The sequence below is a fragment of the Nereida ignava genome (assembly GCF_001049735.1).
GTDB lineage: Bacteria > Pseudomonadota > Alphaproteobacteria > Rhodobacterales > Rhodobacteraceae > Nereida > Nereida ignava.
Window position 1 is genome coordinate 13,496 of the sequence record NZ_CVPC01000011.1, and the last position, 26,808, is coordinate 40,303.

Consider the following 26,808-nt stretch of genomic DNA (forward strand, 5'->3'; position numbering starts at 1 on the left):
GAATTAGCTATCGTAATCAATGACGTGGCGTAGCTTGTGCTCATATTCAAGCGCCTTACCAGTGCCAAGCGCCACGCAGTTCAGACTTTCATCGGCGACAGAAATAGCCAGTCCTGTTTGCTCGCGCAGGGCAAGATCCAGCTCACCTAAAAGGGCACCACCACCAGTCAGCATCACGCCGCGGTCGACAATGTCTGCGGCCAGATCGGGGGGTGTTGCTTCAAGGGCGGTCATGACGCTGTCGCAGATTTGTTGCACAGGTTCAGCAAGCGCTTCGGCAACTTGTGCCTGAGAAATCTCGATTTCTTTGGGCACACCGTTCAGCAAGTCGCGTCCGCGAATTGGAATCGACTGGCCGCGCCCGTCATCAGGCATCCGTGCGGTACCAATGGTTGTTTTGATGCGCTCAGCGGTTGCTTCACCGATCAGAAGGTTTTGCTGTCGGCGCAGGTAGTTGATGATTGCCTCGTCCATACGGTCACCGCCAACGCGCACAGAGCGGGCGTAAACGATGTCACCCAGCGACAGAACTGCAACCTCGGTCGTCCCACCGCCGATGTCGACAACCATGTTGCCTGTCGGGTCCGTAATGGGCATGCCTGCACCGATAGCGGCGGCGATAGGCTCGGCAATCAGACCTGCGCGGCGTGCGCCTGCAGACAAAACTGATTGGCGAATTGCGCGTTTCTCAACAGGTGTTGCGCCATGCGGAACGCAGACAATAATCTTTGGTTTGGAGAGGGTCGAGCGTTTGTGCACTTTGCGAATGAAGTGCTTAATCATTTCCTCGGCCACATCAAAATCGGCAATTACACCGTCCCGCATGGGGCGGATGGCCTCAATCGAGCCTGGCGTACGACCCAGCATCAGTTTGGCGTCTTCGCCAACCGCCAACACTTTCTTAACACCGTCTTTGACTTGGTAGGCCACAACAGAAGGCTCAGACAAGATAACACCCTTGCCTTTGACATAGACCAGCGTGTTAGCAGTGCCCAAATCGATCGCCATATCCGACGAAAACACACTTAATCCAAACATATATCGACTTCCCTTATGTCGCGGCTCGCTGCACGCGGTGCGACTCGGCCTCATAATCCACTTTTGACAGTTATATGCGCGTCCCCTCGCAGGATAAAGAGGGGAAGGCCTGCGCCGTCCCCTCTGTGTGTGCCCTGTCGTGGGTCCACTCTCAAGCGTGTGATGATGTGCCTAAGCAGGAAGCCGCCGCTTAGGATTGGTCTTTGTAGCTGACGCCCTTGGTGTCATAGCCCGGCTCGTCTTGGCCGCGTCGTGCAATCAAGCGGTTCAGTGCCATGATATAGGCTTTTGCAGAGGCTACGACGGTGTCCGTGTCTGCGGATTGGCCCGTAGCGATCCGGCCTTCTTCTTCCATCCGGACCGAGACTGTCGCCTGTGCATCAGTGCCTTCGGTCACCGCTTGGACTTGGTAAAGCTGCAAGCGCGCGCCGTGCGGGGACAGTTCTTTGACCGCGTTGAATGTTGCGTCAACTGGGCCGTCACCGGTGGCTGTTATTTCTTTGTCGGTGCCTTCAACATTCAGGACCATCGTGGCCTCTTGCGGGCCGTCTGTGCCGCAAACAACCTTGAGCGAGACCAATTCAAGCGCGTTATTTCCTGCAGTGGCGCTGGTTTGCATCAGCGCAATCAGGTCTTCATCGTAGATTTCTTTCTTGCGATCAGCGAGCGCCTTGAACCGTACGAATACGTCCTTCAGCTCGTTATCGGCCAACTCAAATCCCAAATCAGCAAGTTTGGAGCGCAGAGCAGCGCGGCCAGAGTGTTTGCCCATGACTATGTTTGTCTCGGCCAAACCCACATCAGCGGGGCGCATGATTTCGAAAGTCTCGGCGTTTTTCAGCATGCCATCTTGGTGGATGCCAGACTCATGCGCAAACGCGTTTTTGCCAACGATTGCTTTGTTAGGCTGGACCATAAAGCCCGATACCGCGGAGACGCGGCGCGACAAGTTCATGATCTTGGTGCTGTCGATCCCTGTGGTGTAGGGCATGATATCGTTGCGGACTTTCATGGCCATCACAACTTCTTCGAGGGCCGTGTTGCCCGCGCGCTCGCCCAGACCGTTGATTGTACATTCGATCTGACGCGCACCGCCTTCAACGGCTGCTAACGCGTTCGCGGTCGCCATGCCCAAATCATTATGGCAGTGGGTCGCAAAGATAACCTCGTCGGCGCCGGGCACTGTGGCGATCAAGCGCGTAATCAAATCAGCACTTTCGCGTGGCGCGGTGTAGCCGACGGTATCGGGGATGTTGATTGTTGTGGCACCCGCCTTGATTGCGATCTCAACAACGCGGCACAGGTAATCCCACTCGGTACGTGTGGCATCCATCGGCGACCATTGTACGTTATCGGTGAGATTGCGCGCGTGTGTCACGGTATCGTGGATACGCTCGGCCATTTCGTCTTTGGTCAGGTTTGGAATTGCCCTGTGCAAAGGTGAGGTGCCAATGAACGTGTGGATGCGCGGCTGTGCGGCGTGTTTCACGGCCTCATGGCAGCGGTCGATATCTTTGAAGTTGGCGCGTGCCAATCCGCAAATCACAGAGTTTTTGGAATTCTTGGCAATCTCGCTCACAGCGGCGAAATCACCCTCAGAAGCGATTGGAAAACCCGCCTCAATGATGTCGACGCCCATATCATCGAGCAAGCCTGCAATCTCGAGCTTTTCTTCATGGGTCATGGTCGCGCCAGGAGACTGTTCTCCGTCGCGCAAAGTTGTGTCAAAAATTACTACGCGGTCTTGTGCCATCGTCTTGGTCCTATTTGGTGTTTTGGAAAAGTGTCGGTGACGAACCCTGCTGAGCGGGCGCACCGACAGGCACGCTCAGAGCAGGCTAAGACGTAGTAGGTCTAGAAGGATGTTCGATCGTGTCATCATGAACTTCGTTATAAACGGGGATGCGCGATTGTGAAGTGTGTTTTGGAAAATCATCAAAATTGTCAAAAAGGCGATGGGCAGATTTTGGATTGGCCCTAGGTGATGGCTCATGAAAAAAGCATTGATCATTGGGGCGTCTGGCGGCATTGGCCGCGCGCTGACGAAACATTTTGAAGCGCAAGGCGTGCAGGTTACGGGACTGTCGCGCAGTGCTGATGGTTTGGATTTGCGTGATGAGCCAAGTGTGGCCCGCGTTTTGGGTGCTCTTGAGGGGACGTTTGATACAATCATTGTGGCAACAGGCGCGCTGAACATAGACGGCGCTGAGCCGGAAAAGCAGTTAGCGGCGATTGAGGCCTCGGCCATGGCAGATCAATTTGCGGTTAACGCCATCGGGCCCGCGCTGTGCTTGAAATACGCCAGTCACCTTCTGCCCAAAACCGGCCGGTCGGTCTTTGCGGTTCTTACCGCGCGGGTGGGCTCAATCGGTGATAACCGGATGGGCGGCTGGTACAGCTACCGCGCGGCCAAAGCGGCGGCCAACCAGATTGTGCATACGGCGGCCATCGAAATTGCACGCAAACGCAAAGACGCAATCGTCGTGGCTTTGCATCCGGGCACCGTGGCCACGCCGTTTACTGCCAAATACGCGGGCCGGCACGCAACAGTACCACCAGCCGAGGCCGCATCAAACATAGCCGCTGTCCTGAATGCGCTTAGCCCGGCACAGACAGGCGAATTTTTCGATTGGGCCGGAGAAATAGTGCCATGGTAAATCTCGTTCTTGTTCTGGCAGATCAGTTGACGCACACGCTTTCCGCCCTTGAACACGCGGACAAAGCAGATGATGTCATCGTGATGGCCGAGGTGGCTGATGAGGCGAGCTATGTGCGCCACCACCCCAAGAAAATCGCATTTCTGTTCAGTGCGATGCGCCATTTCGCCCATGAGTTGCGCGAGGCGGGTTGGACTGTTCGTTACACTGCGCTTGATGATGCTGAAAACACCGGTTCGATCGTAGGGGAGCTGCTACGTGCGGCCTCTGATACCGGAGCAAGCCGCGTTCTTAGCACTGAGTGTGGCGAGTGGCGATTGATCAGCGCTCTTGAGGACGCGCCGCTTGAAGTGACGGTTTTACCTGACACGCGGTTCATCGCATCGCACAAGCGCTTCGAGGATTGGGCCGAGGGACGCAAGCAGCTGCGAATGGAGTATTTCTACCGCGAAATGCGCCGTGAAACGGGGCTGTTGATGGAAGGTGACAAACCTGTCGGCGGCAAGTGGAATTTCGATCACGATAACCGCAAGCCAGCCCCTGATGAGGTGACGTTTGATGGGCCGTTACGGTTTGAGCCCGATGAAATCACGGCAGATGTCTTGGCGTTGGTGAAGTCGCGCTTTGATAATCATTTCGGTGACCTTGAGCCATTTTGGTTTGCGGTCACCCGTGATCAGGCATTACAGCAGCTTCATCACTTCATAGCGCTCGGTTTGCCAAAGTTCGGTGATTTTCAAGACGCGATGATGAGCGATGAGCCGTTTTTGTATCACGGGCTGATCTCTTTTTATCTAAACGCGGGCTTGCTGACCCCGCTTGAAATCTGTCGCGCGGCTGAGCAGTCATTTACCGATGGTGATGCGCCAATCAACGCGGTGGAAGGGTTCATCCGCCAGATTTTGGGGTGGCGCGAATATGTGCGCGGCATCTATTTTTTGGAAGGTCCTTCGTACACCTCGCGCAATTATCTTGAGCACTCGCGCGCTCTGCCTGAGTTTTACTGGGGCGGTGAAACCCGCATGCGGTGCGTGTCAAAAGCGGTCGAGCAAACGGGGCGGGACGCCTATGCGCACCATATTCAACGCCTTATGGTCACGGGGAATTTCGCCTTGCTCGCGGGCATCGATCCCCATCAGGTCCATGAATGGTATCTGGCCGTTTACGCCGATGCTTACGAATGGGTGGAGGCGCCCAATGTGATCGGGATGTCGCAATTTGCGGACGGCGGGATCATCGCAAGTAAGCCCTATGTTTCAAGCGGTTCCTACATCAACAAAATGAGCGATTACTGCAAAGGCTGTCATTATAAAGTCACCGCCAAAACCGGTGAGACAGCCTGTCCGTTTAACGTGCTTTACTGGGACTTTTTGATCCGTCACGAAGAACGGTTTCGCGGCAATCCGCGTATGGGCCAAATGTACCGTGTGTGGGAGCGGATGGACGAAGAGCGGCGTGACACTGTGCTATCAGATGCCGCAGAGGTATTGGCAAAGCTGGACCGCGGTGAGGTGATTTAAGCGGGATGCGTTAGTCTATGATCTCGGCGCGCTCGACACCCCAGAACGATGATTTCGGCGCCCAACCACGGTAGCCATCTGCCCGCATCGAGCACCAGTCCGCAATGCATTCATTAAGGCGTGCCACGACGCCGCGCTCAAGCATCGCGGCAACGGGGGCATCGGTCATTGGCTTGCGACGCAGTTCAACAGCGTCTTCGTCAATGATGACGGTTCTTACACCGGAAATAAGTGAGTAGTGCAGCCAACCGCCAACGCCGTCGCGGTCTTCTACACGACGCCAATGGCCATGTTCCGCGATGACACGGAGCGGCATATCGCGGCGTTTGAAAATCCAATCAATGCGATGTGTTTTGGACGGACCACGGCGCACATTTGCTTCACTCGCCTTCAGTGACACAAAGCGCGGCATTGGAAGGCCCGTGACAGGGCCCACGTCTGCACGCGCAGTTTGACCTGCCAGTTGAATGGACAAAAGAAGTGCTGTGATCAGCAAAACTGACTTCATTATCTACGGCCTGCATGGTTATCCGTTTCAGCGCGGTGATCGCCGAAAATGGATTGGTGAAATTCAAGGTCTTGTGCCTTGCTTGCTCTGACTGCACTCTAGGGTGAAAGCGGTGTCTGGGCAAAGTGGGAGATTTGGTCGATGTCACGAAAACGGTTGAGTGTTGTCGTTACGCGACGGTTGCCCGCAGCCGTGGAACATCGCATGGCAGAGTTGTTCGACGTAACAGTGCGCGACAGCGATGCACCTATGAGCCGCGATGAACTGATTGCAGCGATGCAAGAAGTTGATGTTTTGGTTCCCACGGTGAACGACCGTCTTGATGCTGCTGTTTTTGAACAGGCCGGCGAGCGTTTGAAGCTGGTGGCAAATTACGGCGCAGGGACTGATCACATTGACGTAAACGCGGCCCACGCAAACGGGATTATGGTCAGCAATACCCCTGGCGTGGGGGCGGAAGATACTGCGGATATGACGCTGGCGCTGATGTTATCTGTGACGCGCCGCATCCCCGAGGGTTTGTCAGTCATGCAAACGGGTGATTGGGATGGTTGGTCGCCGACGGCACTGTTAGGCGGCAAAATTGGCGGGCGTTCTCTTGGTATTTTGGGCATGGGCCGTATTGGGCAGGCCGTTGCGCGACGCGCCCGCGCGTTTGGGATGCAGGTGCACTATCACAACCGTAATCGCCTGCGCCCCGAGACTGAAGCCGATCTTGGCGCAAAGTATTGGAGCAGTCTCAACCAGATGTTGGCGCAGGTCGATATTTTGACCATTCACTGTCCGCACACCCCAAGCACCTACCACATTATGAATGCGCGGCGTTTGGCGTTGATGAAACCCAGTGCGGTTATTGTGAACACCTCACGCGGTGATGTGATCGACGAGAACGCCCTTACGCGGATGCTTCGGTCGGGTGAGATTGCGGGTGCGGGCCTTGATGTCTACGAGGGTGGCGCAGAGCCGAACCCACGCCTTCGCGCGCTTAAAAACGTTGTTTTGCTGCCCCATATGGCCTCTGCCACAGTGGAAGGTCGCGAGGAAATGGGCGCACGTGTCATGCTCAATATTTCCACCCATGCGGATGGGTTCCGTCCCCCGGATATGGTGATTCCGTCCAGCTTGTAGCGGTCGTTTTACGGCGTCTGATGTATCTTGCTGATGTTGGGCAGGTCGGTTTTGGCGCGTGTTCGGTCGGCTGGATTGCGCCGCGTTCGCATCAGATGGGCGAAGGTAATCCCAAGACACGTCCAAGGAGGTCGGACATATGAAAACCCACGTCAAAGCACTTGTTGTTGGAGGCGGCGCCGTTGGCACGTCTATCGCTTATCATTTGGGTAAGGCGGGGTGGGACACGCTTCTGCTTGAGCGGGACGAGCTGACATCCGGTTCAACTTGGCACGCAGCGGGCTTGTTGCCGTATTTTAATATGTCATATGCCACCACGCATATTCACGACTATTCCATCAAGTTTTACAAAACCCTCGAGGAAGAGACCGGCCTGAATGCGGGTTTCTCGGTGTGCGGTAACTTGCGGATGGCGCAATCCAAAGAGCGTATGGACGAGTATATGCTGTACGCCAGCACCGCAGAGACCTGCGGTGTGCCTTACGAATGGATGAGCCCCGATCAGATCAAAGAGCGTTTCCCTCTGGTGCGTACGGAGGACCTTGTTGGCGCGATTTATCACCCGACAGATGGTTACATTAACCCCGCGGACGTCACCATGGCGATGGCCAAAGGCGCGCGGCAACACGGCGTGACGATTGAACGGAAATGGCAGGTCGACAGCTACCACTGGAACGGTCACGAGTGGGAAGTGACCTGCACGCGCACGGCTGACAAAGGTGGCAATTTGATCTCAACCGATGAGACAATGGTCATCCACGCCGAGCACGTTGTAACGGCCACTGGCAATCATGCGCAACGCACCGCAAAGCTGTTGGGTATCAAAATTCCGGCGATCCCTGTCGAGCACCAGTTTATTGTAACCGAGCCCGATCCGATGTTGGTTGAGTGGCGCAAAAACAATCCAGAACACCCTGTTCTGCGCGACGCAGACGCCAAATGGTATGTGCGCGAAGAGCGTGGCGGCTGGATTTTGGGGCCATATGAGCGCAACGCACCCGCACGTTTCGAGTTTGGCGTACCTGATAGCTTCCGCGCCGATCTGTTCCCGCTTGATCTTGAGCGGATTGAAGAAGAATACATGAGCTTCATCCACCGTATTCCGTCCAGCGAAGAAGTCGGCCTAAAGGATGATTTCAACGGCCCGATTTGCTATACACCAGATGGCAACCCGCTGGTTGGTCCTGCTCCGGGGCTGCGTAATATGTGGCTGGCTGAAGGGTTCAGCTTTGGCATTACTGCTGCTGGTGGCACGGGTCATTACATGGCGCAGATGATGGTTGAGGGTGAGGCCGAGATCGACATGGCCTCACTTGATCCCAAGCGCTACGGCAGCTGGATGACCACAGAATATGCGGCGCGCAAGAATGAAGAAAGCTACGAGCACGTCTACATTCTGCACCACCCGGACGAAGAACGCGAAGTGGCCCGCCCGCTACGTACCGCTCCGTGTTATGACCGGATGGCGGCGCGCGGCGCACAGTTTGGCGTTGTGAATGGTTTTGAGCGTCCGAACTACTTTGGCCCCACACCTGATGAAGGCGGCTTTGACGATCACGCATCGCGCAGCTTCCGTCGTGGCGGTTGGTGGAAATACGCCGTTGAAGAAGCGAATGCCGTGCGCAATGGCGTAGGCCTTTTGGATGCGTCGGCGTTTACCAAGCACGAAGTTAAGGGCCCTGGTGCGACTGCTTTCCTTGATTGGTTCACTTGTAACAAGCTGCCGCGTGTTGGTCGGATCAATCTGACCTATGCTTTGACAAGTCATGGAACGACGCGGACTGAATACACCATCGTTCGTATGGCCGAGGATCACTACTATTTGGTTAGTGCGGGTGCCTGGACAGATTACGACAGCGATTATTTGCGCAAAGCCGCCGAGGATAAAATCCCAGAGGTTGGTTATGTGGCGATTAATGATGTCACCACGAAATACGGTGTTTTCGCTTTGGCAGGCCCGAAGTCCCGTGATCTTTTGAAAGAGATCATCAAGGATGCTGACCCTGAAACAGCACTGTGCAACAAGCGCTTTCCGTGGCTTAGCATGAAGCATATTGAGCTTGGCATGGTGCCGGTGATGGCAATCCGTGTGGCCTATACAGGTGAGTTGGGTTGGGAATTGCACCACCCGATTGAAATGCAAAACCACCTGTTTGATCTGCTTGAGAAAGCCGGCGAAAAGCACGGCCTCAAGATGGTTGGTGGACGCGCCCAAAACTGGCTTCGTCAGGAGAAATCATACCGCGCTTTTGGTAACGAACTGGGCCGCGATGCGACCCCGCTTGAGGCTGACTTGCCGCGTTTCATTGACCTTGAGAAAGATTTCTTTGGCAAAGAGGCTTTGGTCAAAACCGGTGTGCGCAGCAAGTGTGTTACCTTCCTTATCGATGGGCCGGACGACGCTGACCCGTGGGGCCGCGAGGCGCTTTATGCCGGTGATCTGCGGGTCGGGCGTTTGACCTCGGGCGGATATTCCGTTCACTTTGGCAAGTCGATCGGCATGGGCTACGTCAAGCCAGAGCACGCTGAGGTTGGTACTGTTCTGAAGGTGAAAATGTTCGATCAGCTATGGGACGCAACCATCGTTGAAGACAGTCCCTATGATCCGAAAAACGCAACTATTCGGGTGGACGGTTAAGTCACCAGGCTGCGGTGGGCGCTGAAGAAACAGCGGCCGTCGCATACGCAACCGTAACAAACGAGACAAGGGCGGCTGCCAACACAAAAGGTGCTGCCTGCCACAGCGAAAGCGGCAGGATCATGATCGCTATTGCCCCACCAAGACGTGCCGCAATAATATCGGCGCTTGCAATTGTGCCATGGGCGGTTTTGGGGGTCAGGCGGAAAGCTAGATCTGTGGTAGGTGCGTTGCACAGTGCCATCGACAACCCAACAGCCACGCATGAAATCACTAGCGGGGCGTCGCTTTGGCCAAACCAAAAAAGTGCCATCACCCCGTTTAATACAACGGATGCGTAGAGCAGAAGTTGGGGTGGGAGGCGTTTGTTCAGCTTTGCTACACCGAAATTTCCGACTGCAAAAACGGCCCAGATGATAAACATATAAAAACCCACGGTTGTGGTAGGGGCGGCGATCTTGTCAGACAGCGCAATCGTCACGATGAACCATGTGGAGATGCCGTAGCTGATGAGGATGAAACCTAGCACGGACAGCACCGGTAAAGTTAATATGCGGCGGATCGAAGGTGCGCTGGCTTTGGTTTTAAGATGCGCGCGACCTCGGGGTTTTGGCGGGCGCAGTATCGCGGTTGCAGTCACAATAGGGACGATCATCCAGCCATATCGCCAGCTGAATGTGTCCGTCAAAAACGCCGCCCCAAATGGATAAAGGGCTGCGACGGCCCCGGTAATCATCCCCCAATAGCTTAGCGCCGTGAGCGTGTTGCGCGGGCGGTTCGCGGCCAAAAGTGCGGGGATCATGGGTGAAAAAAGTCCGGCACCTACACCTTGGAATAGTCTTAGAATAATCATCTGCTCGCCGGTTCTGGCGAAAAGTAGTAGAACCGAAGCTGTCCAAAAGAGAAACGCGCCTGAGGTAAAGACGCGTTCTTTGCCAATTTTGTCACCCGCTGCGCCGCTCACAAATAGGGCGATGATGAGTGTGATTTTGTATCCTGATATCAGCCAAAGCGCTTGGTCTGTGCCCAATGCCAAGTCGATGCTTAGGGCTTTGACGATGATCGGGAATGTTGAAATTTCAATGATATAGGCAATACTGGCCGCATAAATCGCAAACGTGTTTGCATTACGAAGGTGCACGATCGTCACTTTTCCTACGTTTGCGCGACTGAGTTGCATACTCACCAATAACACGCTTTTCACCAACGCGCTCTACGATTGTGGCGCGGTACTCTGCCCAATCATCGTCGGTCATATCAGCCATTGCCGCAACCTTAATTGTCGATTTTTGGACTTGTGGGCTAAGCATGGCGCGATGGATTGGTTGGATCGTGAACATGGGGTGGTCGCGCTTAAACTCCACAGGGCAATCGGTTTTAGTGATCCGAATATTGGTAAATAGGGGACCAAACCAGCGGTCCGTTTCGATCACGCCTTCATAGCTTTCCATGTGCTGCGTGCGCGGCAGATTGGCAGGTTCGCGGACCAGAACACACCAATCCGCGGCGGTCTTTGCAATAAGTCCCGACCAGATTTGTACGACACCCGGTTGCAAAACGGAGGCGAGAAAAGGGGGAGAGTACCCCTTCACATCATCTGGCGCATCCGCATCAAATTGTGCCGCGTAGTTTGGGAATTGAGCGGCATCCAGTGGCATCCAATCCGGTGCGTCCGGATAGCGCCAAAGCACACGCGTGCCGTCCCACATCAGAGAAAAATCCATGGGTGCGAACACGTACCACCCCAATTGCGAGGCGACGCGGATCGGCTCGCAATATCTATAGGCGCGCAGGGGCAGGGTACCGCCCGCTGCGGCATCGGCGGGGACTGGCAGGCTGACCTCGGGGATCATTCGGTAGAACTTCGCCAACGCACCAAGGGCGGATGCGTCGGCTTGAAGTGGGGATTGGAAATCAAGCATCTGCCGACCTACGCGACAGCCGTTTTGAACGCTGGCGATTTGTTGGCGATGTGCACAGTTCCGGTGTCGGCAACGTCTGTTGCAAAGGCAGGTGACTTATTTGCGATCGGTACATTTCCGGCATCACACGTATCAGCAAAATCTGTTTTGAAGGACGGTGATTTGTTGGCGATGTGAACGCGGCCTGCGTCGGTTACGTGGTCGAAATCTGGTGCAAATGCAGGTGCTTTGTTTGCGAAGTGAACGAGGCCATTGTCTGTTGTGGAACGTGTCATGTGGGTAACTCCTGAACTGGTTGATGACTGTGACCTGACGCTTGCTGAACAATCTATACGTGTCAAAAGCTAAAAGTGAGGAGGTAGCATATTTACTACATGTGGTGTGCGCAGGGAAATTAACACATCATATGCTGTGGATAATCGCGTCACATTCAAAGGTATGAGTTCATGTATGGTTTACACATTTGACAAATTACAAAAAGTATAATTCCCGTTTAAGTTGTGTTCATGAAAATGATTCGAAAGAAGATGCCGCTTTGGGTTGGGCAAACTGGCCATAAAAAAACCCGGCTCAAAGGCCGGGTTTCTTCGTCTTGAAAGAACGTGCCGCTTATTGCGGGATGTCGCCTGTCAGACCTTCAATGTAGAAGCTCATGCCAGCCAATGTGCCGTCATCCGCTACTTCGCCGTCAGCCAACCAAGGTGTTCCGTCTTGCTTGTTGATGGGGCCTGTGAACGGGTGGTAGGCACCTGTGCGCATCGCTTCGATCATCGCTTCGGCTTCTGCTTTGATGTCGGCTGGTACGCGGTCGGTGATCTCACCGATTTCAACCATACCTGTGTCGATGCCGTCCCAAGTTTGGACAGTTTCCCATGTGCCGTCCATGACTGCCTTCACGCGGTCGATATAGTAGGGCGCCCAGTTGTCGATGATGGACGAAACACGCGGTCCGTCTTTGAACTGAGCCATGTCTGAGGCTTGGCCGAATCCGATGACGCCTTCGTTTTCAGCAGCAACTGTCAAAGGTGCAGTCGTGTCTGTGTGTTGCAAAATCACGTCCGCGCCTTGCTCGATCAGTGTTTTTGCAGCGTCTGCTTCTTTCGCAGGGTCTTCCCATGTGAAAGCCCAGATGATGTTGAATTCTACATCGGGGTTAACGCGCTTGGCGTGCAGGTAGGCGGAGTTGATGCCACGGATAACTTCTGGAATTGGGAAAGATGCGATGTACCCAATTTTGTTGGTTTTGGTCATCTTGCCTGCGATGTGACCTTGGACGGCGCGGCCTTCGTAGAAACGCGCAGAGTAGGTCGACACGTTATCGGCTGTTTTGTAGCCAGTTGCGTGCTCAAATTTCACGTCAGGGAACTTGGCCGCAACGTTGATGGTTGGGTCCATGTAACCAAAAGAGGTTGTGAAGATAAGCTTGGCACCGGAAAGCGCCATCTGTGTCATCACGCGCTCGGCGTCCGCGCCTTCTGGAACGCTTTCTTGGTAAATGGTTTCAACTTTGTCGCCGAATGCTTCGTCAACGGCGAGGCGGCTTTGGTTGTGCTCATATGTCCAGCCACCGTCACCGATGGAGCCCACGTAAACAAAGCCCACTTTGAGCTTTTCATGGCCGTCGGCGAATGCGCCTGAGGTGAGTGCTAGTGCAGTGGCAGCTGCTGCCAGGAGTGTGCGTCGTAGGATCATGATGGTCCCCCCATTGGTTAACGCGTGAAGGCCCCCACGGCTGTGAAGGCGGGTGAAGCTGCCTCTAATTAGAGGCGTGAAACGAACGGCCGAGCATGGCAGGTGCCTGTGCACGGCTGATGCCGTATTTGTGGAGCGCCGATAGCAAAACCAGCACAAAGATGGTGATCACATACGGCGACATAGACAAGTATTCCACCGGAATTGTACTGCCCGCCGCCTGTAGGTTGAGTTGTAAAATGGCAATGCCGCCGAAAATATAGGCACCCAGAATAATCAACAGCGGGCGCCAGCTTGCAAAAACCACAAGCGCCAGTGCGATCCAACCGGCACCCGTGGTCATGCCTTCGGTCCACTGCGGTACGCGTACCAGGGATAGATACGCCCCACCAAGACCCGCACATGCGCCACCAAACACGATGGCACCAAAGCGGATCCACATCACTTTATAACCCAATGCATGTGCAGCGTTATGATCTTCGCCGACCGCGCGTAAAATCAGGCCCAATCGGCTAAAACGTAAAACCGCCCATACAGCCACGGGGATCGCCAGTCCGATGTAAAGCATCGCGTCATGGCCCAGAACGATACGCTCAAACGCATTCAGATCAGCGCCGCTCATCAGTTGTGGCATCTTTGGCGGGACGATTCCCACGTAGCTTTGCCCGACCATGGCGGATGCGCCTAAGCCGAATAGGGTAAGCGCAAGGCCCGTGGGCACTTGGCTGGTCAAAAAGAACTGGGTCAGAACAGCAAAGACCACGGACAGGGCTGCACCACCAAGCGCGCCACCGACAAACCCCAATGAGGGCGATCCGGTTTCAACTGCTGTGATGAACCCACAGACTGCGCCAATGATCATCATGCCTTCGACGCCAAGGTTCAAAACGCCAGTTTTCTCAACGACCAACTCACCGATTGCTGCAAGCAAAAGCGGGGTCGCAGCAACCATGACAGAGGCCACATAAAATGCAGGGTTAATCGCTGACCAATCCATTATACGGCTTCCTTTACGGTGCGCGGTGCGGCGCGGCGAATGCGGTAATTGACCAGCAGTTCACCTGCCAGCAAGAAAAAGAGCAACATCCCTTGGAACGCTGAGATTGCCGAAGCGGGCAGGCCAATTATGAATTGCGCCAGCTCACCGCCAATGTAGGTCAGCGACATTAACAAGCCTGCGGCCAAAATGCCCCACGGGTTCAGACGGCCCAAGAAAGCGACGATGATCGCGGTGAACCCGTAGCCTGATGCGAAATCAATGCTGACTTGTCCTGCGGGGCCTGCGACCTCGAACATGCCGGCCATGCCCGCCAACGCGCCGGAAATACCAAGGCAAACCGCGGTGATTACGTGGGGGTTCACACCTGCAAACCGCGCAGCTTTGGGCGCAGCACCCGCCAGCTTGATCTGAAAGCCCAGGCGGTGCTTGGACATCAGCACATAAGCCAGAACAACCGCGCTGAACGCTGCGACAACGCCCCAGTGGACAGAACTACCTTGCCAAATTTCTGCGTTATGAGCGGAAGCATATTGTTGCAGGTTGCGCGATCCCGGAAAGCCATTGCCATCGGGGTTGCGGAGTACGCCAACGGACATCGAAGACAGCAGTTCAAGCGCAACATAGACCAGCATCAGCGAGACCAGAATTTCATTGGTGCCCAGCTTGATTTTTAGAATGGCGGGGATCATGGCCCAGATAAATCCGCCAACTGCCCCAGCAGTGACCATAGCGGGGAAAATCCACCATGCCTCAAGCGGATAAGCGGCCAGTGCTACCGCCGCACCACACAACGCGCCAATGACATATTGCCCTTCTGCGCCAATGTTCCAAACGCCTGCCTTAAAGCCGATGGACAGACCAATCGCGATCAAGATCAGGGGCGCTGCTTTCACCAACAACTGCGGGCGTGAGTAGGCCGCGAATTGCTCGTTAAAGAGCGGGTCCCAGAAGATCGTACGGATCGCATCAACGGGGGGCTTGCCTAGCATCCAAAACATAATGCCACCGGCAATCATGGTGGCAATAAGTGCTAGAAACGGCGTGAGATAAGCCCAAAGGTTCGAAGGGTTCGGGCGCTTTTCAAGCTTATACATTGGCCGTCTCCAGATCATGCGCGCCACCCAACATCAGGCCAATTTTCTCTACGCTCAATTCGGTCGTGGGCACTGACGCGGACAGACGTCCTTCGTTCAGCGCGCAAAAGCGGTCGGTAATTTCAAGAAGCTCATCAAGGTCTTGGCTGATCACAACAACCGCTTTGCCCGCATCGGCCATATCCAAAAGCGCCTGGCGGATGGCGGCGGCTGCACTTGCATCAACGCCCCACGTGGGCTGGTTGACCACCAACACATCGGGGTCTTGTAGAATTTCGCGGCCCACTACGAATTTTTGCAGGTTGCCGCCAGATAACGCACGCGCGGCCACTTGGTTGTTCGGAGTGCGCACATCGAAACGGGCAATGATCTCATCTGCATAGCCACGGGTCTTGCCCCAATTGGCGAAGCCAAGCGAGGTCAGTGCCTTGCGTGTGGCGGCGGACAGAAACGCATTTTCCATCAGCGACATATCTGGCGCAGCGGCGTGGCCCAAACGTTCCTCGGGGGCGGAAAGGGTACCAAGAGCGCGCCGTGAGGTCGGCGGTAGATGCCCGACATCGCGACCATCAAGGCTGATCATCCCGCGCTTTGTGCGAATTTCACCAGATAGCGCGGCCAACAGCTCGTCCTGACCGTTGCCTGCGACACCGCCGATACCCAGAATTTCACCTTTGCAAACGCTCAGTGAGACATCTTTGAGGCTAGTGCCGAACGCACTATGCGACGCGGCACTTAGGTTTTTGACGTCTAACACGGTGGCGCCTTTGGGCCGGTCGCGCCGTTCTGGGTCATGCAGGCGGGTGCCGACCATCAGCTCTGCCATATCGCGCGCAGAGGTATCGCGCGGCACACATGTGCCCACGTTATTGCCGCGGCGTAGGACAGTTGCTGTATCGCAAAGCGCGCGGATTTCTTCGAGTTTGTGGGAAATATAAAGAATAGAGGTCCCTGCATCACGCAGCTTGCGAAGGGTCTCAAATAGAATATCGACCTCTTGCGGCGTTAGAACCGATGTCGGCTCATCCATGATAAGCAGCTTAGGGTCCTGCAAAAGACACCGGATGATCTCAACGCGCTGGCGCTCACCGGCGGACAGATCCCCAACAATTCGGGATGGATCAAGCGGCAGGCCAAATTGATCGGACACCTTGCTGATCTGCTGGGCAAGCGCGCGCATTTTTGGCGGATTTTCCATGCCAAGTGCGATATTTTCCGCAACGCTTAGGGCGCCAAAAAGACTAAAGTGCTGAAACACCATCGCGATGCCAGCGGTGCGTGCTGCGCTTGGTTTGTCTGGCGAAAACGCCTTGCCGTTCAACACCATTTGGCCCGCATCCGGTGTAACAAGGCCGTAGATCATTTTGACCAGCGTGGATTTCCCCGCCCCATTTTCACCGAGCAGCGCATGCACTTCGCCGTGGGCGATTGTCAGGCTCACGTCTTCGTTGGCGACCACGCCGGGATAGGATTTGGTTAACCCGGTGAGTGTCAGCAAAGGGGGTGTCATAAGGGCAATAATGTCTCGGTGAGGGAATCGCGGTTATGGCGCGACACAATGGCGATTAAGCGCTGAAAGGCAATGGCCGGGCGTGGTTTTTGCATGGAATTCTAGCATATTTGCCCCTTTATCCGCCTCGCGCCCCCACATATGCTGTCCCAATGAGTACACAGCCCCGATTCATCCACCTTCGCACCCACACCGAGTACTCTCTTTTGGAGGGGGCTTTGGCGACCAAGAAACTGCCGCAGATGTGCGCAGATCTTGGGATGCCTGCAGTGGCGGTGACCGATACCAACAACATGTTTAACGCGCTGGAGTTTTCCGAAGGTGCGATCAAGGCAGGGGTGCAGCCCATCATCGGCTGTCAGGTTGATCTGGAATTTGATCCCGCTCCCTTGGGCGAGCGGCCGCGCCCTCCTGCGCCGTTGGTGTTGTTGGCGCAAACCGAGCGTGGCTATGAAAATTTGATGCGTCTCAATACGTGCCTTTACATTGCACATTCGGATCAGGTCCCACACGTCACGCTGGATGAATTGGAGCAAAACAGCGCCGATGTGATTTGTCTCACAGGCGGGCCTGACGGGCCGGTTGGGCGTTTGTTGCGCGCAGGTCAGCAGCCCAAAGCGCAGGCGTTGATTGAGCGCTTAAACGCCATTTTCGCCGATCGTCTTTATGTGGAATTGCAGCGCCATCCAGAAGATGGCGGTTTGCCCGAGGCTGAGCGGCAGACGGAACGCGGCTTGATCGAAATGGCCTATGGGATGGATATTCCGCTGGTGGCCACGAACGACTGCTACTTTCCCAAGGCGTCAATGTATGAAGCCCATGACGCGCTTTTGTGTATCGCTGATGGTGCTTATGTGGATCAGCAAGAGCCTCGCCGCCGTTTGACCCCCGAGCATTATTTCAAGTCCCAAGCCGAGATGGCAACCCTGTTTGCCGACCTGCCAGAAGCACTTGAGAACACCGTTGAGATCGCCCGCCGCTGCGCGTTTCGCGCCTACAAGCGCGATCCGATTTTGCCGAAGTTTGCGGATGACGAGATTGAAGAATTGCGCCGTCAATCCAACGAAGGTTTGCAGCAGCGTCTAAAAGTGATTGAGCATGCAGACACCGTTGAGGCTTATCAAGAACGTCTCGATTTTGAGCTGGGCATTATTGAGGGCATGGGTTTCCCCGGCTATTTCTTGATTGTTGCGGATTTCATCAAATGGGCGAAAGATCACAATATTCCCGTGGGGCCGGGGCGTGGTTCTGGTGCGGGCAGTCTGGTGGCCTATGCGCTCACCATCACGGACCTTGATCCGCTGCGCTACAGCTTGCTGTTTGAGCGGTTCCTGAACCCCGAACGTGTCAGCATGCCTGACTTTGATATCGACTTTTGCATGGACCGCCGCGAGGAAGTCATCCGTTACGTCCAAGAGAAATATGGCCGCGACAAAGTAGGCCAGATCATCACGTTTGGTGCGCTTTTGTCCAAGGCCGCGGTGCGCGATATCGGTCGTGTTTTGCAGATGCCGTACGGGCAGGTGGACCGGCTGTCCAAGATGATCCCCGTTGAAGGCGTGAAACCCGTCAGCATCGAAAAAGCACTGGCGGATGAGCCGCGTTTGCGGGAAGAGGCCAAGAACGAAGAGGTCGTTGACCGTCTTTTGACCTATGGCCAACAGGTCGAAGGTTTGCTGCGTAACGCGTCCACCCACGCGGCGGGTGTAGTTATTGGAGACAGGCCTCTTGATGCGCTTGTCCCGCTCTATCAAGATCCGCGATCGGACATGCCGGCCACTCAGTTCAATATGAAATGGGTAGAGCAGGCGGGCTTGGTCAAGTTTGACTTTTTGGGGCTGAAAACCCTGACCGTTGTGCAAAACGCCGTGGACCTGATTTTGAAATCAGGACGTGACTTGCACATCGCGGCAGACGGCACACAGCTGTATGAACCTGCTGAAGGCACGCTGAACGATATCAACGCGATCCCGCTTGATGATCCGGCAAGCTATGATCTGTATGCCGCTGCTAAAACTGTAGCTGTGTTTCAGGTGGAAAGCTCGGGCATGATGGACGCGCTCAAGCGCATGAAGCCCACGTGTATTGAAGATATTGTTGCGCTTGTGGCGCTGTACCGTCCTGGCCCGATGGAAAATATCCCGCAGTATTGTGACGTGAAAAACGGCCGTGCTGAGCGTGAGAAGCTGCACCCCACGATTGACCACATTCTCGATGAGACCCAAGGCATTATCGTTTACCAAGAGCAGGTTATGCAGATCGCCCAAGAGATGGCGAACTATTCGCTTGGTGGTGCGGATTTGCTGCGCCGTGCGATGGGTAAGAAAATTCAAGAAGCGATGGATGCAGAGCGCCCGAAATTCCTTGAGGGTTCAAAGAAAAACGGTGTCGACGAAAAGAAGGCTACAGAGGTTTGGAACCTTCTGGATAAATTTGCCAACTACGGTTTCAACAAATCCCACGCGGCAGCCTACGCGGTGGTGAGTTACCAAACCGCATGGCTGAAGGCGAACCATCCGGTTGAGTTTATGGCCGGTGTTATGAACTGCGATATCCATTTGACGGATAAGCTGGCGGTGTATTTCGAGGAGGTCAAAAAGGGCCTTAAGCTGGATTATGTTCCGCCTTGCATCAACCGCTCTTTGGCGACGTTCGATGTTCAGGATCAGGCGTTGGTCTATGCGCTTGGCGGGCTGAAGAATGTGGGCGTTGAGGCGATGCGTCTGATTGAGCAGGGTCGCAAAGTAGACGGGGTTGATAAGCCGTTTGTGACAGTCTTTGATTTTGCCCGCCGCGTTGATCTGAAGCGGATCGGTAAGCGCCCGATGGAGATGCTGGCCCGTGCTGGTGCGTTTGATCAATTGGATGCCAACCGTCGCAAAATGTTCGACAGCCTTGATGCGCTTGTGGGCTACTCCGCCGCCATTCACGAGCAGCGCGCATCTAATCAGGTTAGCTTGTTCGGGGAGGCTGGAGACGATTTGCCAGAACCGCGCCTTAGTCCCGTGTCTGATTGGTTGCCAGCCGAAAAGCTGGATGAAGAAGCTAAGGCGATTGGCTTTTATTTGTCTGGTCACCCGCTTGAAGATTATGCCGCTGCCCTTAAACGCAAAGGCGTTCTGACCCTTGATGAGGTGACCGAGAAGGCATCATCAGGGGCGTGTATCGCCAAACTTGCAGGCCGGATCAGTGGCGTTCAGGAGCGTAAGTCAGCCAAGGGCAACCGCTTTGCTTTTGTGCAGCTGTCTGACCCAACGGGTGCTTATGAGACTACAATGTTCAGTGACACGCTTGATAAATGCCGTGATCAGCTATCAACTGGCGCCAAAGTTGTTGTCACCGTTGAGGCCACAATGGAAAGCGAACAGCTAAAGCTTTTGGCCCGCTCGGTCGCGCCCATTGATAGCGTGGTGGCGGATGTTGGGGGAGCAGGCCTTAAGGTATTTGTTGAGGACCAGTCTGCCATTCCGACTGTTGCAACGGTGCTGAGAGACGCGCCGAAAGCGGGTGCTGGCAAAGGACCGATTGTGTTTTGTTTGATGGCAGAGGGCTTGCCTGGCGAGGTCGAGATTGATCTGAACCGCGATTTCCCTGTGTCACCCCAAATCAAAGGGGCAATTAAGTCGCTACCGGGTGTTTTGACGGTTGAAGATTTCTAGGGGTCAACGCCCAACCATTTACCAACTCAAATTTACCAGTGAGGTGGGCGTTGATCCGCAAGGGGGACTGAGCCGCCTTGATCAAATTCACGGGCTGCTTCGCGTTCCATCAGCATCTGCGCGCGCCGCTGCAACACATCAATGTCGCGTGATTGCTTGGCCACAATATCCGAAAGCTCATCGACGGTTTTCGTCAAATGCGCGATCTTTTCTTCAAGCTGGGTCAGGGTTGGTTGGGTCATAGGGGTGACATACGCCACTCATTCGGGAATTGCTACTGCGCGCATGGTTGCCCACGGCAATGCATCGGGGTAAGTGGGCCGTGCATTTCTTTTGGAGGCCCGCTGTCATGGCCAAAGTGAAAAAACAACCCAAACCAAAGGCGCTCCCGCCCAAAGGTTTCCGCGATTACTTCGGCGCTGAGGTCACGGACCGCGCACATATGTTGGAGCAAATCGCTGGGGTGTATCATCGCTATGGCTTTGATGCGTTGGAAAGCTCTGCCGTGGAAACTGTTGAAGCCCTTGGAAAGTTTTTGCCAGACGTGGACCGCCCCAACGAAGGTGTGTTTGCTTGGCAAGAAGATGAGGACGCCAATTGGCTGGCGCTGCGCTATGATCTGACGGCACCGCTTGCACGGGTTTACGCCCAACACCGCAACGATTTGCCTACGCCTTACCGCCGCTATGCGATGGGACCTGTGTGGCGCAATGAAAAGCCGGGCCCTGGCCGCTACCGTCAGTTTTATCAATGTGATGCGGACACAGTTGGAACGGCGTCAATGGCCGCTGACGCAGAGATTTGCGCGCTTTTGTCAGATACGCTTGAGGCCGTGGGTATCCCGCGCGGCGACTACATCGTGCGCGTGAACAACCGCAAAGTTTTGAACGGTGTGATGGAAGTTGCTGGTCTTGCAGGTGACGACAAAACTTCTGAACGCGGCATTGTTTTGCGCGCCATCGATAAATTGGACCGCCTTGGCGTTGAAGGCGTGCGCGCTTTGCTTGGGGCCGGGCGCGAAGATGCGTCAGGTGATTTTACCAAAGGTGCGGGGCTTGATGACGCCGCGGCCGATGTGGTGATGGGCTTCATGGATGCCAAACGTTCCACTGGCCGCGAGACAACTGCGCGGTTGCGCGAGTTGGTTGCGGGCTCTGAGGTGGGGCTACAAGGCGTGGACGAGCTTGAGACGATTGCGGATCTGCTCGAAGCGGGCGGGTACGGTGCTGACCGCATTGAACTTGATCCGGCGGTTGTGCGTGGTCTGGGCTATTACACCGGCCCTGTTTTTGAAGCTGAGCTGACATTTGAAATTCTGGACGAAAAGGGCCGTCCCCGCCAATTTGGCTCTGTGGCAGGTGGTGGTCGGTACGACGATCTGGTCAAGCGCTTTACAGGCCAAGAAGTGCCGGCTGTGGGTGTTTCAATTGGCGTTGACCGTCTGTTGGCGGCGCTGCGCGAAAAGGGCCGCATGACAGCAACGCACGCGGGTCCGGTTGTTGTGACTGTGATGGACCGCGACCGTCTTGCGGACTACCAATCTATGGTGACTGAACTGCGCAATGCTGGCATTCGCGCCGAGATGTTCATGGGCAACCCCAAGAACTTTGGCAACCAGCTGAAATACGCAGACAAGCGCGCCAGCCCATGTGCGGTGATCCAAGGCAGTGACGAGGCGGACAACGGCATCGTTCAAATCAAGGACCTGATCCTTGGGGCCAAGCTTGCTGAAAATGCGACGTTGGATGAATGGCGTGACCGTCCGCAACAATTCGAAGTGCCGCGCGATCAGTTGGTCGCCAAAGTGCGCGAGATCATCGAAAGCTATTCATAATGGTTGAAAAAGCAGCTTCACGCGCGCTGGCTCAGGGGCTTTTGGCCCAATTTGAAGGGGCGGGCGCACAGCTTGTCGAAGCCGATATTTTGCAACCTGCGGATTTGTTGTTGGACCTTTATGGCGAAGATATTCGCGCGCGTGCTTACACCACATCGGACCCGCTGCGCGGCGAGCAAATGCTGCGTCCCGATTTCACTGTTCCTGTTGTCCAGATGCACATGGACGGCGGGGCAGAGCCTGCGCGTTATGCCTACATGGGTGAAGTTTTCCGCCGCCAAGACACGGATGCGGAACGTGCCTGTGAGTATATGCAAGTGGGCTACGAGGCTTTTGACCGCGACGCCGCTGCAGCCGATGCTGAGGTTTTCGGCCTATTCAGCCGCGTGCTTGCCCCTTACGGGTTGGCGGCAGTAACAGGCGATATTGGTCTGGTGACGGCAGCGGTGCAGTCCCTTAACACAAGCGCACGTCGCAAAGCGGCGTTGATGCGTCACGTCTGGCGGCCACGCCGTTTTAGGCAGCTTCTTGAACGCTATAGTGGCGCGCTTCCTGTAAGCGATGCGCGCGCGAAACTACTTGGCTCTGACCAGCCGTTCAAAAATGCAGGGCCGTTAATCGGCAAACGTTCGGCTGCACAGATCGAGGCGCGCCTTGATGTGCTGCGCCAAGATGCGGCCACGGCGCCCATTGGTGCTGGCGAGGTTGAGTTGCTTAACGCGTTGCTTAATTTGCGTGAGACATGCCCTAATGCGCTTTCCGCGCTGCGTGATTTTGCCGTTGATTTCCCGCTTCTTGCACCGGCTGTTCAGCAATTTGATGCCCGTCTTGATGCTTTGTCTACCGCAGGCGTCGGTGTCGATGACTTACCGTTCGAGGCAAGTTTCGGGCGTACATCGATGGAATACTATGATGGTTTTGTCTTCGGGTTCCGTTCAACGTCACGTCCTGATTTGCCACCTATAGCTACAGGTGGTCGCTATGATGCACTGACGGAACGCTTGGGCAACGGACGAACTATTCCTGCAGTCGGCGGTGTCATCCGTCCGGGGCTTTTGTTGGAGGTGGCGCAATGATCAAGTTGGGTGTGCCGTCCAAAGGGCGCTTGATGGAAAAGACGTTTGATTGGTTTGGACAGCGGGGCGTGACGCTGTCGCGCTCTGGCGCTGAGCGGGAGTACGCGGGCCAGGTTGAGGGCGTTGAGGGACTTGAGTTGGTTCTTTTGTCCGCGGGTGAAATCCCCCGTGAACTGGCTGCTGGCCGCATCAACCTTGGGGTTACGGGCAGTGATCTGGTGCGCGAAAAGCTGGCGAATTGGGACACACACGTCAGCGAGTTAGCTCTGCTTGGTTTTGGCCACGCCGATCTGATTATTGCGGTGCCAGACGTGTGGGTCGATGTTGAAACGCTTGATGATCTGGATGCTGTCGCGGCGCAATTTCGGGCTGATCACGGCCATCGTTTGCGGATTGCGACCAAATACCACCGGCTTGTGCGCGAACACCTTCGCGACACCGGTGTTGCGGACTACCAGCTTGTAGATAGCCAAGGCGCCACAGAAGGTACGGTCAAGAACGAGACGGCCGAGGCTGTTGCCGACATTACTTCAACGGGTGAAACACTTCGGGCCAACCACTTGCGGGTGTTGTCGGGTGAGCCGGTGCACCGGTCTCAGGCCACGCTCTTTAGATCCCTAAGTGCACCGATGACCAAAGAAGACCGCACAAATCTTGCTCAGCTTATGGATGTGCTGGGGCTGCAGGACGCGCGCTAGGCAGCGCATTTAGTTGCGAGTCAACGCACGCCAATGTCGGCCAATGCAGCGCTTAGGTCCGCGGGCAGTGCTTCTTCATTTGCGCGGGCATCCGACAGGTCAGCCGGACTATCTTCTGGTTTAAGGTATCTCCAGCCTTGAAATGGCCGCTTGAGGGCGGTTTCCGTCCGGTGCATTTCAGGATCGACAACAATGGCGCAGCGGCGAATGCCGTCACCGGCGATGTATTCATCAAGGCGCAAAATACGTTGCCGGCACTGGATAACGCCTTTGATCACCCAAAAGATTGAGCCGCCGTTCAGGATTTCCTCCTCACGTTTCGGCCACATACGGGTAATGTGCTGCGGTTTATTATCGCGGGTGCGCGCGCGGGGCAGGGCCTGCCAAGCCAGTAATTGTTCAACGTTTTCAGTTCCAACTGATAGTTTGATTAAATTAATTATCTTTTCCACAGGCCGACCCTCAAAATTATCAATCAATGGTAGTAGAAATCAGTGCACCATCAAGCTATTGTGTGGGTCTGCCATTGAACATCGAAATAGGAAACCCGCTATGAGCCGATTCACTGCCCCCATTGCTGAGCAAATCTGGGACATGAAATACCGTTTCAAGGAAGCTGATGGAACACCCATCGATACCACTGTCGAGGACACGTGGCGCCGGATTGCGCGCTCGCTTGCGTCGGTAGAAAAGGACCCCGCCCATTGGGAGGAGCGGTTCTATAGCGCGCTTGAGGATTTCAAATATCTGCCAGCGGGCCGTATTACTGCGGGTGCCGGAACCGAGCGGTCTGTTACGTTGTTTAACTGTTTTGTTATGGGCACGATCCCTGACAGCATGGGCGGCATTTTTGAGATGCTCAAAGAGGCCGCGCTGACGATGCAGCAAGGCGGTGGCATCGGGTACGACTTTTCCACTATTCGCCCCAAAGGTGCTGGTGTGAAGGGTGTGGCGGCAGATGCCTCAGGCCCTCTGTCGTTCATGGATGTGTGGGATGCGATGTGCCGCACAATTATGTCCGCAGGCTCGCGCCGTGGTGCGATGATGGCGACAATGCGCTGTGACCACCCCGATATCGAAGACTTCATTACGGCAAAATCTGACGCGGCGCGTTTGCGGATGTTTAACGTTTCCGTTTTGATCACTGACCCCTTCATGGAGGCAGTAAAAGCGGGATCAACTTGGGATCTGAAGTTCGATGGCGTGACGCATAAAACGGTTAACGCCCGCGAGTTGTGGGACCAGATCATGCAGTCCACGTATGATTACGCAGAGCCCGGTGTTATCTTTATCGATCGCATCAATGCGATGAATAACCTCAACTATTGTGAAAGCATCGCAGCCACCAACCCATGTGGTGAGCAGCCACTGCCACCCTATGGCGCGTGTTTGCTTGGCTCGATCAACATGGCCAAATTGGTTGAGAACGCTTTTGAAGAGGGCGCGCATCTTGATGTTGCCAAAATGACAGAGCTGGTCGCGACCGCTGTGCGCATGATGGACAACGTCGTGGACGCATCACGCTTTCCGCTTGAAGCACAGGCGCAAGAGGCCCAAGCTAAGCGCCGCATCGGCCTTGGTGTCACGGGTCTTGCGGACGCGCTGTTGATGGTTGGTCTGCGCTACGGCTCCGTTGAGGCGGCTGAGCAAACAGACGCATGGATGAAAGCCATCGCAAACGCGTCCTATATGGCATCTGTCGATCTGGCCAAAGAGAAGGGTGCGTTCCCGCTCTTTGACGCTGACAAATACTTGGCCAGCGGTGCAATGGCGACCATGGATAAAGAAGTCACAGATGCCATTCGCAAGCATGGCATTCGTAACGCGCTTCTGACATCCATCGCGCCAACAGGCACCATCAGCCTTTACGCAGGTAACGTGTCATCAGGCATTGAGCCGGTGTTTGCTTATGCCTACAAACGTAAGGTTTTGCAAAAGGACGGCAGCCGTACCGAAGAAGAAGTTGTGGATTACGCAGTACAGATGTGGCGCGAAAAGTTCGGCGATGCTGAGCTGCCCGACTATTTCGTCAACGCACAAACACTTGCGCCGCTTGATCACGTTCGGATGCAATCTGCGGCTCAAAAGTGGATTGACAGCTCCATTTCCAAAACCATCAACTGCCCAGAAGACATCAGCTTTGAGGCATTCAAAGAAGTCTACATGGAAGCGTGGGACACGGGCTGTAAGGGCTGCACAACCTACCGTCCAAATGATGTGACGGGTTCTGTGCTGTCTGTTTCGGAAAGCAGCGAAAGCGCGCCTGAGGCGGATACTGGTGCGGACGTTGTGTACCTGTCAGAGCCGCTTGACCGTCCGCAAGAGCTTGAAGGCACAACTTATAAGTTGAAATGGCCCGACAGCGAGCACGCGATTTACATCACCGTCAATGATGTGATGGTTGGCCAACAACGCCGTCCGTTTGAAGTGTTTATCAACTCTAAAAACATGGAGCACTTTGCTTGGACAGTCGCACTTACACGCATGATCTCGGCGGTCTTCCGTCGTGGCGGAGATGTGTCGTTCGTTGTTGAAGAGCTGAAAGCAGTCTTTGATCCGCGCGGTGGTGCATGGATTCAAGGCCGTTATGTTCCTTCAATTTTGGCGGCGATCGGTCAAGTGATCGAAAAGCACATGATCTCTATCGGCATGATCGAAGGTGAAGGCATGGGCCTCAAAAGCGATCCGCAGCAACAAGTTGTGAAACTGCACGAAAGCCGCGGAAAAGCCTGCCCAAGCTGTGGTCAATATAGCCTACAAATGCGCGAAGGCTGCATGACCTGCTCGGACTGCGGTCACTCAAAGTGTGGCTAGCCTAGGCTAAAGGTGCATTT

The 26,808-nt window shown here is 55.1% G+C and carries 21 protein-coding genes; 9 read left to right on the forward strand and 12 right to left on the reverse strand.

Annotated elements, in window-relative coordinates; translation table 11 throughout:
* Window positions 1-3: 3 nt before the first annotated feature.
* Both NIG5292_RS09950 and NIG5292_RS09955 read right to left on the reverse strand, forming a co-directional pair.
* A complete protein-coding gene (locus tag NIG5292_RS09950) occupies window positions 4-1,038 on the reverse strand; it encodes a rod shape-determining protein (RefSeq protein WP_048599392.1) in 1,035 nt (344 codons plus the stop codon).
* Window positions 1,039-1,228: 190 nt separating this feature from the next.
* Window positions 1,229-2,791 (reverse strand): 2-isopropylmalate synthase, encoded by a 1,563-nt coding sequence (locus NIG5292_RS09955; protein ID WP_048599393.1) that lies wholly within the window; start codon window positions 2,789-2,791, stop codon window positions 1,229-1,231.
* 238 nt (window positions 2,792-3,029) lie between these two features.
* Here NIG5292_RS09955 and NIG5292_RS09960 point away from each other — a divergent pair, with 238 nt between their 5' ends.
* Both NIG5292_RS09960 and NIG5292_RS09965 read left to right on the forward strand, forming a co-directional pair.
* On the forward strand, window positions 3,030-3,695 hold the full coding sequence (locus NIG5292_RS09960; protein ID WP_048599394.1) for an SDR family NAD(P)-dependent oxidoreductase: 666 nt from the start codon (window positions 3,030-3,032) through the stop codon (window positions 3,693-3,695).
* Window positions 3,689-5,215 carry a cryptochrome/photolyase family protein gene (locus NIG5292_RS09965; RefSeq protein ID WP_048599395.1) on the forward strand — a complete coding sequence of 509 codons (1,527 nt, stop codon included), beginning with the start codon at window positions 3,689-3,691 and terminating at the stop codon, window positions 5,213-5,215. Before NIG5292_RS09960 ends, NIG5292_RS09965 begins: the two co-directional genes overlap by 7 nt.
* A gap of 10 nt (window positions 5,216-5,225) precedes the next feature.
* Here NIG5292_RS09965 and NIG5292_RS09970 read toward each other — a convergent pair whose 3' ends face one another.
* Window positions 5,226-5,723: an SH3 domain-containing protein gene (locus NIG5292_RS09970; protein WP_048599396.1), complete on the reverse strand. Its 498-nt coding sequence runs from the start codon at window positions 5,721-5,723 to the stop codon at window positions 5,226-5,228.
* Between the two features lie 141 nt (window positions 5,724-5,864).
* Between NIG5292_RS09970 and NIG5292_RS09975 the strand changes: the two genes are divergently transcribed.
* The gene (locus NIG5292_RS09975; protein WP_048599397.1) at window positions 5,865-6,851 is read left to right on the forward strand and encodes a 2-hydroxyacid dehydrogenase; all 987 of its coding nucleotides are present in this window, start codon (window positions 5,865-5,867) and stop codon (window positions 6,849-6,851) included.
* A gap of 139 nt (window positions 6,852-6,990) precedes the next feature.
* Window positions 6,991-9,489 carry a GcvT family protein gene (locus NIG5292_RS09980; protein ID WP_048599398.1) on the forward strand — a complete coding sequence of 833 codons (2,499 nt, stop codon included), beginning with the start codon at window positions 6,991-6,993 and terminating at the stop codon, window positions 9,487-9,489.
* 1 nt (window position 9,490) lies between these two features.
* Here the strand turns inward: NIG5292_RS09980 and NIG5292_RS09985 are convergent, their stop codons facing one another.
* The 7 genes from NIG5292_RS09985 to NIG5292_RS10015 all read right to left on the reverse strand — a co-directional run bounded on the left by NIG5292_RS09985 (window position 9,491) and on the right by NIG5292_RS10015 (window position 16,707).
* Complete coding sequence (locus NIG5292_RS09985) at window positions 9,491-10,669, reverse strand: MFS transporter (RefSeq protein ID WP_082136686.1); 1,179 nt, start codon at window positions 10,667-10,669, stop codon at window positions 9,491-9,493.
* On the reverse strand, window positions 10,617-11,411 hold the full coding sequence (locus NIG5292_RS09990) for a DUF6065 family protein (protein WP_048599400.1): 795 nt from the start codon (window positions 11,409-11,411) through the stop codon (window positions 10,617-10,619). Before NIG5292_RS09990 ends, NIG5292_RS09985 begins: the two co-directional genes overlap by 53 nt.
* Before the next feature lie 8 nt (window positions 11,412-11,419).
* Window positions 11,420-11,686, reverse strand: coding sequence for a hypothetical protein (locus NIG5292_RS09995; RefSeq protein ID WP_048599401.1), 267 nt, complete (start codon window positions 11,684-11,686; stop codon window positions 11,420-11,422).
* 334 nt (window positions 11,687-12,020) lie between these two features.
* On the reverse strand, window positions 12,021-13,103 hold the full coding sequence (locus NIG5292_RS10000; protein ID WP_048599402.1) for a BMP family ABC transporter substrate-binding protein: 1,083 nt from the start codon (window positions 13,101-13,103) through the stop codon (window positions 12,021-12,023).
* A 64-nt stretch (window positions 13,104-13,167) separates the two neighbouring features.
* Window positions 13,168-14,100 carry an ABC transporter permease gene (locus NIG5292_RS10005; protein WP_048599403.1) on the reverse strand — a complete coding sequence of 311 codons (933 nt, stop codon included), beginning with the start codon at window positions 14,098-14,100 and terminating at the stop codon, window positions 13,168-13,170.
* Complete coding sequence (locus NIG5292_RS10010; RefSeq protein ID WP_048599404.1) at window positions 14,100-15,197, reverse strand: ABC transporter permease; 1,098 nt, start codon at window positions 15,195-15,197, stop codon at window positions 14,100-14,102. The genes NIG5292_RS10005 and NIG5292_RS10010 overlap by 1 nt, the downstream gene beginning before the upstream one ends.
* Entirely contained in the window at window positions 15,190-16,707 is a 1,518-nt protein-coding gene (locus tag NIG5292_RS10015) for an ABC transporter ATP-binding protein (protein ID WP_048599405.1), read from the reverse strand. The genes NIG5292_RS10010 and NIG5292_RS10015 overlap by 8 nt, the downstream gene beginning before the upstream one ends.
* A 152-nt stretch (window positions 16,708-16,859) precedes the next feature.
* On the opposite strand from NIG5292_RS10015, the gene dnaE reads away from it, so the two are divergent.
* Window positions 16,860-20,366 carry a DNA polymerase III subunit alpha gene (gene dnaE / locus NIG5292_RS10020; protein ID WP_048599406.1) on the forward strand — a complete coding sequence of 1,169 codons (3,507 nt, stop codon included), beginning with the start codon at window positions 16,860-16,862 and terminating at the stop codon, window positions 20,364-20,366.
* 32 nt (window positions 20,367-20,398) lie between these two features.
* On the opposite strand, the gene NIG5292_RS10025 is transcribed toward dnaE, so the two are convergent.
* The gene (locus NIG5292_RS10025; RefSeq protein WP_048599407.1) at window positions 20,399-20,608 is read right to left on the reverse strand and encodes a SlyX family protein; all 210 of its coding nucleotides are present in this window, start codon (window positions 20,606-20,608) and stop codon (window positions 20,399-20,401) included.
* A gap of 107 nt (window positions 20,609-20,715) precedes the next feature.
* Here NIG5292_RS10025 and hisS point away from each other — a divergent pair, with 107 nt between their 5' ends.
* From hisS to hisG, 3 genes are read left to right on the forward strand one after another with little or no spacing between them, the layout of a single operon-like run.
* The gene (gene hisS / locus NIG5292_RS10030; RefSeq protein WP_048599408.1) at window positions 20,716-22,200 is read left to right on the forward strand and encodes a histidine--tRNA ligase; all 1,485 of its coding nucleotides are present in this window, start codon (window positions 20,716-20,718) and stop codon (window positions 22,198-22,200) included.
* The gene (locus tag NIG5292_RS10035) at window positions 22,200-23,276 is read left to right on the forward strand and encodes an ATP phosphoribosyltransferase regulatory subunit (RefSeq protein WP_048599409.1); all 1,077 of its coding nucleotides are present in this window, start codon (window positions 22,200-22,202) and stop codon (window positions 23,274-23,276) included. The genes hisS and NIG5292_RS10035 overlap by 1 nt, the downstream gene beginning before the upstream one ends.
* Window positions 23,273-23,974, forward strand: a complete 702-nt coding sequence (gene hisG, locus NIG5292_RS10040; protein ID WP_048599410.1) for an ATP phosphoribosyltransferase — start codon at window positions 23,273-23,275, stop codon at window positions 23,972-23,974. Before NIG5292_RS10035 ends, hisG begins: the two co-directional genes overlap by 4 nt.
* Before the next feature lie 20 nt (window positions 23,975-23,994).
* On the opposite strand, the gene NIG5292_RS10045 is transcribed toward hisG, so the two are convergent.
* Window positions 23,995-24,426: a DUF1489 family protein gene (locus tag NIG5292_RS10045; RefSeq protein ID WP_048599411.1), complete on the reverse strand. Its 432-nt coding sequence runs from the start codon at window positions 24,424-24,426 to the stop codon at window positions 23,995-23,997.
* A gap of 100 nt (window positions 24,427-24,526) precedes the next feature.
* On the opposite strand from NIG5292_RS10045, the gene NIG5292_RS10050 reads away from it, so the two are divergent.
* A complete protein-coding gene (locus NIG5292_RS10050; protein ID WP_048599412.1) occupies window positions 24,527-26,788 on the forward strand; it encodes an adenosylcobalamin-dependent ribonucleoside-diphosphate reductase in 2,262 nt (753 codons plus the stop codon).
* The last annotated feature ends 20 nt before the right edge of the window (window positions 26,789-26,808 follow it).

Bases quoted from the DNA above. Each gene is read 5' to 3' on its own strand.
- NIG5292_RS09950 (WP_048599392.1), bottom strand. From the start codon at position 1,038: ATGTTTGGATTAAGTGTGTTTTCGTCGGATATGGCGATCGATTTGGGC.
- NIG5292_RS09955 (WP_048599393.1), bottom strand. From the start codon at position 2,791: ATGGCACAAGACCGCGTAGTAATTTTTGACACAACTTTGCGCGACGGA.
- NIG5292_RS09960 (WP_048599394.1), top strand. From the start codon at position 3,030: ATGAAAAAAGCATTGATCATTGGGGCGTCTGGCGGCATTGGCCGCGCG.
- NIG5292_RS09965 (WP_048599395.1), top strand. From the start codon at position 3,689: ATGGTAAATCTCGTTCTTGTTCTGGCAGATCAGTTGACGCACACGCTT.
- NIG5292_RS09970 (WP_048599396.1), bottom strand. From the start codon at position 5,723: ATGAAGTCAGTTTTGCTGATCACAGCACTTCTTTTGTCCATTCAACTG.
- NIG5292_RS09975 (WP_048599397.1), top strand. From the start codon at position 5,865: ATGTCACGAAAACGGTTGAGTGTTGTCGTTACGCGACGGTTGCCCGCA.
- NIG5292_RS09980 (WP_048599398.1), top strand. From the start codon at position 6,991: ATGAAAACCCACGTCAAAGCACTTGTTGTTGGAGGCGGCGCCGTTGGC.
- NIG5292_RS09985 (WP_082136686.1), bottom strand. From the start codon at position 10,669: ATGCAACTCAGTCGCGCAAACGTAGGAAAAGTGACGATCGTGCACCTT.
- NIG5292_RS09990 (WP_048599400.1), bottom strand. From the start codon at position 11,411: ATGCTTGATTTCCAATCCCCACTTCAAGCCGACGCATCCGCCCTTGGT.
- NIG5292_RS09995 (WP_048599401.1), bottom strand. From the start codon at position 11,686: ATGACACGTTCCACAACAGACAATGGCCTCGTTCACTTCGCAAACAAA.
- NIG5292_RS10000 (WP_048599402.1), bottom strand. From the start codon at position 13,103: ATGATCCTACGACGCACACTCCTGGCAGCAGCTGCCACTGCACTAGCA.
- NIG5292_RS10005 (WP_048599403.1), bottom strand. From the start codon at position 14,100: ATGGATTGGTCAGCGATTAACCCTGCATTTTATGTGGCCTCTGTCATG.
- NIG5292_RS10010 (WP_048599404.1), bottom strand. From the start codon at position 15,197: ATGTATAAGCTTGAAAAGCGCCCGAACCCTTCGAACCTTTGGGCTTAT.
- NIG5292_RS10015 (WP_048599405.1), bottom strand. From the start codon at position 16,707: ATGACACCCCCTTTGCTGACACTCACCGGGTTAACCAAATCCTATCCC.
- dnaE (WP_048599406.1), top strand. From the start codon at position 16,860: ATGAGTACACAGCCCCGATTCATCCACCTTCGCACCCACACCGAGTAC.
- NIG5292_RS10025 (WP_048599407.1), bottom strand. From the start codon at position 20,608: ATGACCCAACCAACCCTGACCCAGCTTGAAGAAAAGATCGCGCATTTG.
- hisS (WP_048599408.1), top strand. From the start codon at position 20,716: ATGGCCAAAGTGAAAAAACAACCCAAACCAAAGGCGCTCCCGCCCAAA.
- NIG5292_RS10035 (WP_048599409.1), top strand. From the start codon at position 22,200: ATGGTTGAAAAAGCAGCTTCACGCGCGCTGGCTCAGGGGCTTTTGGCC.
- hisG (WP_048599410.1), top strand. From the start codon at position 23,273: ATGATCAAGTTGGGTGTGCCGTCCAAAGGGCGCTTGATGGAAAAGACG.
- NIG5292_RS10050 (WP_048599412.1), top strand. From the start codon at position 24,527: ATGAGCCGATTCACTGCCCCCATTGCTGAGCAAATCTGGGACATGAAA.